General features: G+C 70.6%; 8 protein-coding genes. 4 read left to right on the forward strand and 4 right to left on the reverse strand.

Annotated elements, in window-relative coordinates:
* Nucleotides 1-181: 181 nt before the first annotated feature.
* Nucleotides 182-5,116: an NAD-glutamate dehydrogenase gene (locus AC1DWR_RS10005; RefSeq protein WP_477624351.1), complete on the forward strand. Its 4,935-nt coding sequence runs from the start codon at nt 182-184 to the stop codon at nt 5,114-5,116.
* A gap of 33 nt (nt 5,117-5,149) precedes the next feature.
* On the opposite strand, the gene AC1DWR_RS10010 is transcribed toward AC1DWR_RS10005, so the two are convergent.
* Nucleotides 5,150-5,566 (reverse strand): hypothetical protein, encoded by a 417-nt coding sequence (locus tag AC1DWR_RS10010; RefSeq protein WP_477615054.1) that lies wholly within the window; start codon nt 5,564-5,566, stop codon nt 5,150-5,152.
* A gap of 64 nt (nt 5,567-5,630) precedes the next feature.
* Between AC1DWR_RS10010 and AC1DWR_RS10015 the strand changes: the two genes are divergently transcribed.
* Both AC1DWR_RS10015 and AC1DWR_RS10020 read left to right on the forward strand, forming a co-directional pair.
* The gene (locus AC1DWR_RS10015) at nt 5,631-6,341 is read left to right on the forward strand and encodes an MOSC domain-containing protein (protein ID WP_477624352.1); all 711 of its coding nucleotides are present in this window, start codon (nt 5,631-5,633) and stop codon (nt 6,339-6,341) included.
* A gap of 116 nt (nt 6,342-6,457) precedes the next feature.
* Nucleotides 6,458-7,951, forward strand: coding sequence for a sensor histidine kinase (locus AC1DWR_RS10020; protein WP_477615056.1), 1,494 nt, complete (start codon nt 6,458-6,460; stop codon nt 7,949-7,951).
* A 75-nt stretch (nt 7,952-8,026) separates the two neighbouring features.
* Here AC1DWR_RS10020 and AC1DWR_RS10025 read toward each other — a convergent pair whose 3' ends face one another.
* Nucleotides 8,027-8,275, reverse strand: a complete 249-nt coding sequence (locus AC1DWR_RS10025) for a WhiB family transcriptional regulator (protein WP_477615057.1) — start codon at nt 8,273-8,275, stop codon at nt 8,027-8,029.
* 487 nt (nt 8,276-8,762) lie between these two features.
* Between AC1DWR_RS10025 and AC1DWR_RS10030 the strand changes: the two genes are divergently transcribed.
* On the forward strand, nt 8,763-9,179 hold the full coding sequence (locus AC1DWR_RS10030) for a hypothetical protein (RefSeq protein ID WP_477624353.1): 417 nt from the start codon (nt 8,763-8,765) through the stop codon (nt 9,177-9,179).
* A gap of 55 nt (nt 9,180-9,234) precedes the next feature.
* Here AC1DWR_RS10030 and AC1DWR_RS10035 read toward each other — a convergent pair whose 3' ends face one another.
* Nucleotides 9,235-9,645 (reverse strand): PPOX class F420-dependent oxidoreductase, encoded by a 411-nt coding sequence (locus AC1DWR_RS10035; RefSeq protein WP_477624354.1) that lies wholly within the window; start codon nt 9,643-9,645, stop codon nt 9,235-9,237.
* A gap of 97 nt (nt 9,646-9,742) precedes the next feature.
* The gene (locus AC1DWR_RS10040) at nt 9,743-14,188 is read right to left on the reverse strand and encodes an FtsK/SpoIIIE domain-containing protein (protein ID WP_477624355.1); all 4,446 of its coding nucleotides are present in this window, start codon (nt 14,186-14,188) and stop codon (nt 9,743-9,745) included.
* Nucleotides 14,189-14,366 lie beyond the last annotated feature (178 nt).

The following is a 14,366-nucleotide window of genomic DNA, read 5'->3' on the forward strand; positions in this document are numbered from 1 at the left end:
AACACCCCACCTCACCATAGATTCCGAAAAAACACACCTTGACCTGCGCAAACAAGCGGTGCGAGGGGCTGGTGGGGCGGGGTGTGCCGCGTGCGTGCGACGAGCGCTAGTCTCGGTTGCGGCGCACATCGTGGTGCGGCCACGTGCATGACGATCCACCGTGCATGACGAACCACCGAGCATGACGATCCACGTGAGGGTGAAGTCGACAGCCATGTCCGTGTCGTTGGAGCAGTCCCGTCAGCAACTCCTGCACACCGCCGCCGAACGCGCGGACCACGGGGGTGGTGAGGCGGTCGAGCAGTTCCTGCGCACCTACTACCGACACGTGGCCACCGAGGACCTCCTGGCGCGGGCGCCCGAGGACCTGCTGGGTGCGGCGATGGCGCACCGCGAGCTGGCCCAGGACCGCCCGGTCGGCACCGCCAAGGTCGAGGTGTTCAACCCCGAGGTCGAGGAGCAGGGCTGGGCCAGCGGCCACACGGTCGTGCAGATCGTCACCGACGACATGCCCTTCCTCGTCGACTCGGTGAGCGCCGAGCTCCAGCGGATGGAGCGCTCGGTGCACCTGGTCGTGCACCCGACGATGCGGGTGCGCCGCAACGCCACGGGTGAGCTCGAGGAGCTCGTGCTGGGTGACGCAGACGCCGCGTCGACCGCGGGGTCCTACGGCTCGGGCGACGGCGGTTTCGGGTTGGTCCGCGAGTCGTGGATGCACCTGGAGATCGACCGCGACAGCGACCCAGCACAGCGCGCCGAGGTCGCCGAGGGGCTGCGCCGCGTGCTGGGCAACGTCCGCGAGGCGGTCGAGGACTGGCCCAAGATGAAGGCCACCTGCTCCCAGGTGGCCAAGGACCTGGTGGACTCCCCGCCGACCGGCATAGCCGACGACGAGGTCGAGCAGGCCCACGGGCTGCTCGAGTGGCTCGCCGACAACCACTTCACCTTCCTCGGCTACCGCGAGTACGCCCTGGAGCGCGGCGCCGACGGCGACCGGCTCGAGGCCGTCCAGGGCACCGGGCTCGGGCTGCTGCGCTACGACCGCCCGGGCGACGGCGTGCTGCTGAGCGAGCAGGCCAGCGTCGTGGCGCGGGCCCGTGAGCTGCTCATCATCACCAAGGCGAACTCGCGGGCGACCGTGCACCGCAACACCTACCTCGACTACGTGAGCGTCAAGCAGTTCGACGTCTCGGGTGAGGTGACGGGGGAGAAGCGCTTCCTCGGCCTGTTCACCTCGAGCGCCTACACCGAGTCGGTGACCCGTGTGCCGGTGTTGCGCGACAAGGTCTCCGCGATCTTCCAGCGCACCGGGTTCCTCCCCGACTCGCACTCGGGCAAGGACCTCCTCGAGGTGCTCGAGAACTACCCGCGCGACGAGCTGTTCCAGGCCGACGAGGAGGCGCTCTACGACAACGCGACCTCGGTGCTGCACCTGCAGGAGCGCCGCAAGACCAAGCTCTTCCTGCGTCGCGACCGGTTCGGCAGGTTCGTGTCCTGCCTCGTCTACATCCCGCGCGACCGCTACAACACCGCGGTGCGACTCAAGATGGAATCCATTCTGCGGCAAGCCTTTCCGGGTGCCACGGTGGACTTCACCACCCGGGTCTCCGAGTCCGTGCTGGCGCGGCTGCACTTCGTCGTCCGCGTACCGGCGGGCGAGTCGATCCCGCCGATCGACGAGGCTGTGCTCGAGCGCCAGCTCGTCGACGCGACCCGCACGTGGGACGAGGACCTCAGCGAGGCCGCCCGCACCGAGCACGGCGAGGAGGCGGCTGCGCGCCTGACTGGTCTCTATGGCCGCGCCTTCCCCGAGGCCTACAAGGAGGACTTCACCTCCCGCATCGGAGTGGCCGACATCCGGCACATGGACGCGCTCGAGGGCGACGACTCCACCGGGCTCAACATGTACCAAGAGCCCGGCGCCCCGGCCAACGAGCGTCGCTTCAAGCTCTACCGCCGCAGCCCCCTGTCGCTGACCCAGGTGCTGCCGATGTTCACCCACATGGGGGTCGAGGTCGTCGACGAGCGGCCCTACGAGATCTCGCGCGGCGACGGCGTGAACCTCTGGGTCTACGACTTCGGCCTGCGGGTCCGCAACGACAAGGTGTGGTCCGGTGACGGAGGTCGCGACCGGTTGCGCGAGCTGTTCCAGGACGCGGTCGGCGCCGTGTGGCGCGGTCAGGCGGAGTCCGACGGGTTCAACGCGCTCGTCCTCGGGGCCGGGCTGACCTGGCGCCAGGTCGTCATCCTGCGCACCGTCGCCAAGTACCTCCGCCAGACGGGCTCGACCTTCTCGCAGGACTACGTCGAGTCCGCGCTCGCGTCCAACCTCAAGCTCGCGGGCAAGCTCGTGGCCCTCTTCGAGGCCCGTTTCGACCCGAGCCGGTATGCCGGTGCGGCAGGTCCCGAGCGCGAGGCTGCGCAGAGCGCGTTGTGCGACCAGATCACCAAGGACCTCGACGACGTCAAGAGCCTTGACCACGACCGGATCATCCGCGCGTTCCTCGGCGTGATCACGGCGACGCTGCGCACGAACTTCTACCAGGCCGACGCGTCGGGCGCGGACAAGACCTACGTCTCGATCAAGCTCAACCCCAAGAAGGTCCCCGACCTGCCGGCTCCGAGGCCGCAGTTCGAGATCTTCGTCTACTCGCCGCGCGTCGAGGGTGTGCACCTGCGGTTCGGGCCGGTCGCCCGGGGCGGGCTGCGCTGGTCGGACCGCCGGGAGGACTTCCGCACCGAGGTGCTCGGGCTGGTCAAGGCCCAGATGGTCAAGAACGCCGTCATCGTGCCGACCGGGTCCAAGGGCGGTTTCTACGCCAAGCAGCTGCCCGACCCCACGGTCGACCGGGACGCCTGGCTGGCCGAGGGCATCGGGTCCTACAAGGTCTTCATCTCGGGGCTGCTCGACCTCACCGACAACCGCGACGGGTCGCAGATCGTGCCCCCTGCCTCGGTGGTGCGGCACGACCCCGACGACTCCTACCTCGTGGTCGCGGCTGACAAGGGCACGGCGACGTTCTCGGACATCGCCAACGGCGTGGCGCAGTCCTACGGCTTCTGGCTCGACGACGGGTTCGCGTCGGGAGGGTCCGCCGGCTACGACCACAAGGCCATGGGCATCACGGCTCGCGGGGCCTGGGAGTCGGTCAAACGGCACTTCCGCGAGATGGGCCATGACACCCAGACCAAGGACTTCACCGCCGTCGGGATCGGCGACATGTCGGGCGACGTCTTCGGCAACGGCATGCTGCTCTCCGAGCACATCAGGCTGGTCGCGGCCTTCGACCACCGTCACATCTTCATCGACCCCGATCCCGTCGCGGCGACGAGCTTCCCGGAACGCCAGCGGCTGTTCGACCTGCCCCGCTCGTCCTGGGCGGACTACGACACGTCGCTGATCTCCGCGGGCGGAGGGGTGTTCGACCGGTCCCTCAAGTCGATCGCCATCACCCCGGAGATGACCGCGGCGCTGGGCCTGCCCAAGGACGCCACGTCGATGACCCCGGCCGCGCTGATGAAGGCGATCCTCCAGTCGCCGGTCGACCTGCTGTGGAACGGCGGCATCGGCACCTACGTCAAGGCCGCCAGCGAGGTCAACGCCGACATCGGTGACCGCGCCAACGACCCGATCCGCGTCGACGGTGGGCAGCTGCGCTGCAAGGTCGTCGGCGAGGGCGGCAACCTCGGCCTCAGCCAGCTCGGCAGGATCGAGGCGGCCCTGCACGGTGTGCGGGTGAACACCGACGCGATCGACAACTCGGCAGGCGTCGACACCTCGGACCACGAGGTCAACATCAAGATCCTGCTGACCGCACTCGTCAAGGCCGGCGACATGACGCTCAAGCAGCGCAACACGCTGCTCGCGTCGATGACCGACGACGTCGCCCACCAGGTGCTGCGCGACAACTACGAGCAGAACGTGCTGCTCGGCAACGCCCGTGCCCAGGAGCACCCCATGCTCCCGGTCCACCAGCGGCTGATCCACTGGCTCGAGGAGCGCGGCGACCTCGACCGTGCCCTGGAGTTCCTGCCGACCGACACCGAGATCGACCGCCGGTTCGCAGACGGCCTGGGCCTGAAGTCGCCGGAGTTCTCGGTGCTCGTGGCCTACGCGAAGCTGGCTCTCAAGGAGGACCTGCTCCCCTCGGAGCTGCCCGACGACCCCTGGTTCCAGGCGACCCTGACCGAGTACTTCCCCGCCGCCCTGCGAGAGCAGTTCGCCGGCGAGCTCGCCGAGCACCCGCTGCGGCGCGAGATCATCACCAACTCGGTGGTCAACTCGATGGTCAACCGGGGTGGCATCACGTTCGCCTTCCGTGCCATGGAGGAGACCGGCGCGACGCCGGAGCAGATCGCCCGGGCCTTCGTGGTCTGCCGCGAGATCTTCGACCTGCCGGGCTTCGTGCACGAGGTCGAGGCCCTCGACAACGTCGTGTCCACCGATGTGCAGAGCCAGCTGTACCTCGAGTTCCGGCGGCTGATCGACCGGTCGATGCGCTGGTTCCTCACCTCGCGGCCCTCGCGCCTCGACGTCGCCAACGAGGTGGCCCGGTTCGGCGAGGTGGTCGGCCAGTTCGCCCCCCAGATCCACGACCTGCTCAAGGGTGCCGAGCTCAAGCGCTTGCAGCGCAACGCCTCGAGCCTGGAGAAGCTCGGTGTGCCTGAGGCCCTGGCGCTCAAGTCCGCGAGCCTGCTCGACCAGTTCTCGCTGCTCGACATCGTCGACATCGCCACCGACACGGGGGAGGCGCCGACCGACGTGGCACCCCTCTACTTCGTCCTGTCCGAGAGGTTCGGCATCGACGCGATGCTCACCCGCGTCACCAACCTGCCGCGTGACGACCGGTGGGACGCGCTCGCGCGCGGCGCCCTGCGCGACGACCTGTATGCCGTGCTGGAGAGCCTGGTGCGCTCCGTGATCGACGCGTCGACGTCGGGCGCGACACCGGTGGAGCGCTACGAGCAGTGGGCCAAGGCCAACGCGGAGAGCCTGGCCCGCGCCAAGACTGCTCTGTCAGGCATCGAACGGCTCGACAAGCCCAACATCGCCGCGCTCTCGGTCGCCCTGCGCACGCTGCGCTCGGTGATCCGCTCCGGGGCAGCCAGCTCCTGACGGCTTTGCCGAACCGACAGCCCTGCCCGGGTCCTAGGGGCTCAGGGCGCTGACGACCTGCCCGACGACGACCACCGCCACGCACAGGGCGGCGAAGCCGAGCACCACCCACAGGCACCCCATGCCGGGACGGGGCTGCTTGGTGAACCCGATGTTGCCCCTCGCGAACTGGTGCAGGGGCGAGGCGTACCAGACCTCGACGACCTGACCGGGGGCCACGGTCGTGTCGAGGGACGCCTGGCCGTAGGTCCGCATCCACTGGGCCTGCATGTCGAGGTGGTTGGGCCCGGCGTAGACGGGCAGGTCCTGGGTGCCGTAGCGAGTGGGCACGGGGTATCCGTTGATGCGGAGCGTGGGCGTGAGGGCGTTGCTGGTCATCACGTTGCCCTGGATCGTCAGCCGGATGGTGCCCAGCGACGCGGCCGGCGGAACGGGAGGCTGGTCGGTCATGGTCCGCGAGACTAGGCGGAAATGGACGGCGATGTGGCGTGATCGTGCGGTTAGGGTGACCCGGGTGACCGCTGAGCTGACGAAGTACCAGGTGGTCCTGGTGACCCGCTACCCGGTGAAGTCCATGGGTGGCGAGACCCTGTCGACCGTTGAGGTCGGGCGCGAGGGGCTGCTCGCCGACCGCGAGTACGCCGTCTACGGCGCCGACGGCAAGCTGGCCAGCGGCAAGCACACCCGGCGCTTCCGCCGGATGGACCCGGTCTTCGAGCTTGCTGCCGTCAAGCTCGGCAGCGACACCGTGGTGCGGTCGGCCGACGGGAGGGAGGTCCTTGTCGGGCAACCGGATGCCGACGCGGTGCTGTCGGAGCACTTCGGCGAGCCGGTCACCCTGCGACGCGAGACCGACGTGATGCACCAGGACCAGGCGCAGCTGTCCATCGTGGGCAGCGCCACCCTCGCCGAGCTCGGTCGTCACGAGGGCGACGGTCGACCTCTGGACCCGCGGCACCTGCGCGCCAACATCGTGGTTCGGACCGATCAGCCGTATGCCGAGGAGTCGTGGGTCGGGCGCGAGGTCGCCATCGGGACGGTGCGGGTGCACGTCGCCGAGCCGATCGAGAGGTGCCGCATGGTCGGGGTGGCGCAGGTGGGCCTCGCCGCCCGCGGCGGCATGCTGAAGGCGATCAGCGACCACCACGACCTCAACGCGGGTCTGTACGCCTCGATCCTCCACCCCGGCACGATCTCGGTGGGGGATCCCGTCACGCTCGCCTGACCCTGCAGCCGACAACCCCGGAAGTCGCCGGCCCTGCCCGACCCGAACCGATGAGCACGGTACGAGCCGGGCGGGCGCACCGAGGGTGGCAACGTCTCGCCGATTAGGCTTCCCGCGTGCCCACCCTCAACGAGGTCCTCCAGTCAGCGACCGACCTCGCGCCCGCCGAGGTCGAGTGGCTGCAGCTGCTCGTCGGTGACTGGCAGCTCATCTCCGACCTGTCCTTCGCCGACCTGGTGCTGTGGGTGCCGGGCGGGATCGAGGGCTGGCTCGCCGTCGCCCACGTCCGCCCGACGACGGGACAGATGGTGTTCTTCGAGGACGTCGTGGGCCGTCGCACGCATCGCGGGCGCCAGTCGTTGCTGGACCAGTCCTACCTCGACCTCCGCATCGTCCGCGAGAAGGACCCGATCTTCCGCGACGACATGCCGGTCCGCGAGGAAGCCATCCCCGTCGTGCGGGGAGGGCGTGCGCTCGCGGTGATCACGCGGCATACCAACCTGGCGGCGATGCGGACGCCGAGCCGGCTGGAGCTGACTTACCAGGCGCTCGCCGACGCGTTGGCGCGGATGATCGCGGCAGGGGAGTTCCCCAACACGGCAGCGCCCACCGGGCAGCGGCGTGGCGCGCCGCGCGTGGGGGATGGCGTCATCCGGCTCGACGTCAACGGGATCGTGTCCTACGCCAGCCCGAACGCCCTCTCGGCCGTCCACCGCCTCGGGCACGTCGGCGACGTCATCGGCGAGCTGCTGGCCCAGGTCGTGGCCGACCTCCTGCGGGACGAGTCACCGGTCGACGAGTCGCTGGCGCTCGTCGTGACCGGGCGGGCGCCGTGGCGCACCGAGGTGACCTCGCGTGGCGCGAGCGTCTCGATGCGCGCGATCCCGCTGACCGAGGGGGGCCACCGGATAGGCGCGCTGCTGCTGCTGCGCGACGTGTCCGAGCTGCGGCGCCGCGAGCTCGAGCTGCTCACCAAGGACGCGACGATCCGCGAGATCCACCACCGCGTGAAGAACAACCTCCAGACCGTCGCGGCGCTGCTGCGGCTCCAGGCGAGGAGGCTGCCCGAGGGAGAGGCCGGTCGGGTGGCGCTCGAGGAGGCGGTGCGACGCGTGGGGGTCATCGCGCTGGTCCACGAGACGCTGAGCGCGGGCTTCGATGAGACGGTCGACTTCGACGACATCGCGGTGCGCGGGCTGCAGGCCATCACGGAGGTGGCCAAGGTCGAGCACCCGATCACCTCGGCGGTGCAGGGGTCGTTCGGCACGCTGCGCGCCGAGGACGCGACCGCCCTGGCCATGGTGCTGTCCGAGCTGGTCCAGAACGCCGTCGAGCACGGCCTCGCCGAGACCGGTGGAGGCACCGTCGAGGTCGAGGCCCACCGCACGACGGACGACCGCGGCGACGAGCTCCTCACCGTGACGATCACCGACGACGGGGTGGGTCTGCCGGGCGACTTCAGGCCGGGTGGCTCGGGGCTCGGCACCCAGATCGTGCAGTCGCTCATCCAGGACCTGCGGGGCCGGATCACCTGGGAAGCAGCAAAGCCGCACGGGACGCGGGTGCGTTTCATCGCGCGGCTTCGGCCACTGGGGAGGGAGCTCGCCTGACGGCGGTCCCTGTTCTGTGCAGTTGTGGGGGTCGTGTTGGTGCGGCCGACGTGAGTCGGTGGAGGAACGCTCGGGTCAGCCGGCGCGACGGGCGCGAGCGTTGCGACGCTTGAGGGCGCGGCGCTCGTCCTCGGACATGCCGCCCCAGACGCCGGCGTCCTGGCCGGACTCGATGGCCCACTTGAGGCACACGTCGACTACGGTGCAGCGTCGGCACACAACTTTTGCTTCCTCGATCTGGAGGATCGCCGGGCCGGTGTTCCCGATCGGGAAGAACAGCTCAGGGTCCTCGTCGAGGCAGGCAGCGCGGTCGCGCCAGTCCATGAAGATCGTGCTCCTTGCGGTGACAGGGGGGGTTCGCGTCCGTGTGGTGGGCCCTGGGTTGCGGACCTCACGGCACGGACGCGTCATTGCGGGGTGTGCGGGGTCGTTCACCTGAGAGTCAGGGCCGACCGGCAAGACTAGCCGACCCATGTCCACACAGGGAGAAACACGTGCGCACCCATTTTGGTGGGGTGGACGCACTTCTGCCAACGGGTTGCCGGGTGTTTCTGTTCCAGCCTCACAGATCGGGCTCAGTTTCGGGCGTCTGAGCACAAGATATCGCCCGTGTAACAGTGAGGTGTTGGTCACATGTCGGACGGAGACGGCCCGCAAGGGCCATTTCGCGCGTCCGAATCCCGGTCATCCGCGCCCAGCGGGTGGCCTCGACAGCCCACGTGTGGCATGGCCGGCCCCCTGTTGGCTGACCTGAGGGCACGTTCGGTATGCCGCGTGCGCGCCGTCCGCGCGCGGGCCTAGCCTGAGTCCCGTGACCAGCCCGGCCCCTGCCCCGTCCCGCCCTCGCGACGTGTTCCGCTCTGTTGCTGCAGGGGTGTGCGCCGTGCAGGTCGTGACGCTGCTGGGGTTCGTCGTGTTCTACCTCTGGGAGCTGACCCAGGACTCAGCCGGCGACGTCACGCGCGTGGTCATGTCGGCGCTGCTGATCGCGGTCTTCGCCGTCGGCATCGGCGTGATGGCCCGGGGCTGGCTGCGCGGCGACAACTGGCCGAACACCCCGACCGTCGTCTGGAACGCGCTGCTGCTCCCCGTCGGCTGGAGCCTCGTGCAGGGCGGTCGAGGCCTCGTGGGTGCGCTCCTCATCGTCGTGGCGCTGGTCGGCATCGTGGCGGCGATCCGGGCCAACACGACAGACGCCGAGGACACCGAAGACGTCTCGACGGACTGAGCCGGCCGCGCCGAGGCCGGGTCTGGGCCGCGCCCGGGCCGGTCCGAGCCCTCGCTCAGGCGGTGTCAGGCGCCGGAGTGATGCGCAACATGACGCGCTGCGGGGCGCCGCGGCGGAGCAGCCGCTCGATCCCCATGACGAGGCGGTACTCGAGCCCGTACTTGGCGCCCATCACCTCATCGAGTCGGGTCGTCGCGTGACTGCCCTCCACGACCTCGGCCATGCCTGCCACCGGCGGGACGGAGTTGTCGATGGTCCCGCGACGGCTGGACGGCTGCAGCTCGATGCGCCCCTCGTTGCGCACCCGCTTGACCTTGCCACTGCCGCTCGGCGTGGTCACGACGAGCGAGTCACCGTCGCGGCCGACCCACACGGTGGTGGGCACGCCTTCGCCGGACTTGYGGAACGTGGTGAGGGAGACGAACTTCTCGTCGCCGAGGGCGGCCAGGTCAGGGGTGAGAGTCACCTCCTGACCCTAGTCCGGACCCGCCCCGCGCGCAGGGCGGGCTCGTGCCGCGGCGAGCTTCGCGTAGATGGCTGGTCGGGGCTTGGTAGGGGGCTGGTCAGGGTTGGTCTGGGGCTTGGTCGGGCATCGCGACCTGCAAGGCCGTCGCGACGCCGCCGTGCACGAGGTAGCCCCGACCAGGGAGGGCAGCGCGGTCGACCGGCACCCGGACACCGAACACGTCCGCCCCGGCCGAGGTCTCCGGTCCGAGCAGGACCCCCGTGCGGTGTCGGGCCAGCTCCACGGTGAGGCCGCGGTACTGCGCGGCGAGGGTGCTCGCGTCGCAGCCAGCCACCACGAGGCCGTCGTCGCGGTCGACCAGTGCGGTCACCTGCCTCAGCGCGGCTTCGACTGCGGAGTCGAGCAGCTCGTCGGCGTTGTCCACCAGCACGGCCAGGTTCGGCACGTCCCGGCGCAGGGCCACGAGGTCTTGGGGCTGGGTCGGGTCGTCGCACCACGCGACCCGCGGGTCGCAACGCACGGCGCCCCATGGACCCGGTCGGGTTGCGACGACGGCCAGACGTCGCCCCCGCCTCAGCAGCTCGGTGGCGATCATGGCGAGCGTTGTCGACACACCAGATCCGTTGCTGCCGGCCACGATCCAGCGTCGGCCATCTCGGTCGGGGGAAAGGCCCTGCACAGCGAGCTCGTCGCCACCCACACCGATCGGCACCAGGTCGTCGTGCCCGGAAGGTCTCTGCAGGGACGCGGCGCCCACCCGATTCGGGAGGGCGTCGACCCGCCAAGGCAGGCGGGTCGGGCGCTCTTCGTCCGCGAGCGAGGCCGATGGCCCCCTGCCGCGGGTGTGGGTCTTCCTCGGGTGGGTCGCGCCCGCCGCGACCGGCGCACCCGACGTGACCGCCGCCACCGCCGCTACCGGCGCGACCGCAGATGGGCTCAGTCGCGGCGACGCGAGGGCGAGCTGGACCTCGGTGCCGTCCAACAGGATGCCGCGGCCGGGCGGCTGCGAGCGGGGCACGGCCCTCGTTGGGAGGCCCGCGAGCAACAGGTCGGCCGGTTCGGCAAGCCTCAACAGGACCCGATGGGCCACGGCCGAGGCGGCGCGTCCGACCAGGAGGGCTCGCTCACCCGCCAGCGCTGCGGTGAGTCCCACCCCGGCTCCCTCCCGAAGCAGCCCCAACAGTCGCTCCACCACGGTGCCGTGCGCCACCTCGTCGGTGCGCTGGGCCAGCACGTCCCAGTCGTCCACGACGACCAGCAGCCCGGGAGGCGCGAGGTGGTCACCCGCCTGCCACCAAGCGGCCATTGTGGCGTGACCGCTCGCAGCGAGTCGCTGCCTGCGGTCGGCCACGTCGCGGGACAGCCTGGCGACCAGGCGCTCCAGCCTGGGCAGGTCGTCCCACCCGACGTGTGCGCCGCAGTGGGGCAGCGCCTCGAGGTGGGACAGCGAACCCCCGCTCACGGCATACAGGTGCAGCCGGGTGGGGTCGAGCGCGGAGGTGGCGCCGAGGACGACGGCCGCCAGGGCACTGCTGCGTCCGCTCCCCGCGGTGCCGACGAAGCCCCAGTGACCCGGCGCAGCGAGATCGACCGCCAGCGGAAGCTGTCGCTGTGCTGCAGGCTGGTCCGCGAGCCCGATGGGAATGAGGTACGCGGCCTCGGCAGACAAGGCCTCTGCGTCCAGCCGACTCGGCAGGGGAGGCAACCACGGACTGCGTGCCGCACGTGCGCCGATCTGCGCGACAGCTTCCGCCACGACCTCGATGATGTCCGCGAGGTCCGAGCCCACCGCCTCCTGGTCGCCGGGCGCGACAGGCCACGGTGCCGGCCCGTGGTCCCACTCGACAGCCCTGACGCGTATGCCGCTGGGCGCGGCCGGGCGGGAACGTCCGCCCGCGTGGGCTGCCTGGAAGGTCACCAGGGATCCGCCTCCGGCCCGAGCGAAACCACGCCCCGGCACGGCGCGATCGAGTCCCGCGGCATCGGGAGCGTCGATGACGTCGTCGGAGTCAGCGCGGTCGCGGACGCGCAGGGCGATGCGCAGGTTGACGTTGGCCTTGATGTCGGCCGTCACCACCCCCGCCGGTCGTTGCGTGGCGAGGATGACGTGGACGCCGAGGGACCTGCCCAGGGCGGCGACGCGGACGACCCCGTCGACGAACTGGGGGAGCTCTTCAGCCAGCGCCCTGAACTCGTCGACGACGATGACAAGTCGCGCAAGCGGGCACGCTGCAGAGGTCGACGAGGACTGGTACGCAACGAAATCCGTGACCGCAGCCTCGGCGAGCAGCCGCTCACGCCGCGTGAGCTCGGCCAGGAGAGATGCGAGGGTGCGGTCAGCGAGATGGTCATCGAGGTCGGTCACCACGCCGGCCACGTGGGGCAGGCCCTGGCACTCGCGGAAGGCTGCGCCACCCTTGTAGTCGACGAGGACGAACGAGAGGTGCTCGGGACGGTTGTGGAGCGCGAGAGAGGCGACCAGGGTCCGCAGCAGCTCCGACTTGCCGGCGCCGGTGGTGCCGGCCAGGAGAATGTGCGGCCCGTCTTCGGCAAGGTCCACGGTGAAAGGGCCCTCGGCGGTGACGCCGATCGGCACGGCCGTGCGGTGTGGTGTCCGTGCCCAGCTGCGGACCAACGCGGCCGGGGCGTCGTCGGGTGCGTCCCTGTCCTGCGCGATGCCCAACAGGTGGGCAAGGCCGAGGGCTGTCGGCAGCGACTCGTCCCTTCCTCCGGGTGTCGCGTCCCGCAGCGGAGCGAGCCCCCGGCTGAGCCGGTCGGCCCACCAGGCGCCGGCCCGGTCCACGACGAGGTCGGTGGCGGCACCGCCCGGGAGGTGCAACGAGGCGCGGGCAGGGGTGGTCAGGTCGAGAACGGCCCCGGACTCGGACGGCAGCCCGGCGCGGTCCTCGTTGAGGGCGACCACGCAGATCCCGACGGACGGACCGTGCTCGAGCACCTCGGCAAGGTCGGGGAGGCCACGCAGGGCAGAGGCTCCGTCGAGGACCACCACCGTGCGAGAGCCGGACCACCGGCTGGTAGCGACGGCCGGAGCCGAGCGGCGCGCCCGGACTCGTTCGGCCAGCTGGACGACGGCGGCACGGGCGGTGCCGTCGTCGTCCAGGCCGCTGACCCACTGCCGGTTCGTTTCGCCATCCGGTTGGCGCACGTGGGGGAGTCGACTCATCCATGACCAGGCCGGGTCAGCTCGCAGTGCCCCGGCGACGAGGACGAGGTCGAGATCGAGGGGGGAGTGCAGGGCGACGAGCTGGCCGAGGACGACGCGCAGCACGCCCATCACAGCGCTGCGCTCACCGCAGACCCCCAGGACCCCGATGCCGGCCAACGAGACGGCGCACGGAACCTGTTGCACCGCAGGATGTTCCGCGCCCTGGTCGCCGGGCGGTCGGATGACCCGCACGGTCGCTGCTGTCGTGCACTGGCCGATGCTCACCGTGAGTGCGTCAGCGTCTCCGCGACGTCGCTCCCAGAGACGGGCGCCTGGCAACGTCGCGATCGCGAGGATCTCGGAGGGGTCGGGTAGCGCTCGTCGGAGTGAACGCGACTCCTCGGCGCAGGCCGCCGCCACGCGCTGTCCGGCGCTGGCAAGGTGACGTTCGTATGCCGCGTGCTCCGCGGCATACGTCCGCTTGCTCCCGAGGCGGTCGCTCAAGGCGGTGCCCGCCATCAGGAGGGGGCTCATCACCGCGAACGCAAGCATCATCGGACCGAAGAAGACCGCCATGACGGCTGCGAACGGGACCGGGAGCAGCATCGCGATCCAGGGCACGCGGGCGCGGCCGGGCGCCTCCGGCGGTGACGGTAGCGCGATCGACACGGAAGCAGTGGGCGAGAGCAGCCGGGGCCGCCTGTTGACGGCGCGGGTCCCGTCAGGTCGAGCACTGAGCGCGGCCGGAACCGCGGCCGCCGGACGCAGGACCAGCACGGTGTCGCCGACCTTGACGGTCGTACGGACCACCAGGTGAACGGGTTCTGAGCCGACAGGGGCACCATCGAGGTCGGTGCCGTTGGTCGACCCGAGGTCGGCAAGGGTGATGTCGTCGACCGTCACCCGGACAGCAGCGTGCAGCCGAGACAGTCGCTGGTCGTCGAGACCGATGGTCGCCTCGTCGGAGCGACCCACGGTGTAGTACCCCGGTGCCAGCTCGACCGTCCGACCGGCGTCGGGTCCATGGGCGATCGCCAGGGCGACCGGGGTGCGCGGGGAGCTGCGGGCAGGGGGCCCGAGCGGACGCCTGGAGGCGAGGGCGATCGCCGCACCGTCGACGAGCAGCCCCAGCCCCAGCAAGGCGTCGTCGGCGACGGGGATCCCGCCGATCCAGATGACCGGGTCCCGCAGCTCGTCGCGCGTCTGGTCGGCCACGAGGTGCGGTGCGTGGTCGGCCAGGAGGTCCCCCAAGGCGGTGGCCAGGTCGGACGAGGTGGCACCCACGGGAGCCTCGACCTCGACCTCGACCTCGACGGGTCGGGGCGACGGCGCGACCCGTCCTGTGGAACGGCGCACGACCGTCAGCTGTAGTCGCATGCCACGACCGTAGGCAGGGAGCGGAAGGGGTCCATGTGGTTATCCACCACTGTGGACGACAAGGACCGAGCCGGTACGTTACCCCCTAGTGTTCCGTGGACGTCCGCAACCGGAGGCAGACGAGGGGTTTGCCGACCGGGGTCTGGGACGTTGTCGACGTGTTCACGCCGGGGGATGG

The sequence above is a fragment of the Pedococcus sp. P2_E2 genome, from assembly GCF_056403955.1.

Bases quoted from the DNA above. Each gene is read 5' to 3' on its own strand.
- AC1DWR_RS10005 (WP_477624351.1), top strand. From the start codon at position 182: ATGACGATCCACGTGAGGGTGAAGTCGACAGCCATGTCCGTGTCGTTG.
- AC1DWR_RS10010 (WP_477615054.1), bottom strand. From the start codon at position 5,566: ATGACCGACCAGCCTCCCGTTCCGCCGGCCGCGTCGCTGGGCACCATC.
- AC1DWR_RS10025 (WP_477615057.1), bottom strand. From the start codon at position 8,275: ATGGACTGGCGCGACCGCGCTGCCTGCCTCGACGAGGACCCTGAGCTG.
- AC1DWR_RS10040 (WP_477624355.1), bottom strand. From the start codon at position 14,188: ATGCGACTACAGCTGACGGTCGTGCGCCGTTCCACAGGACGGGTCGCG.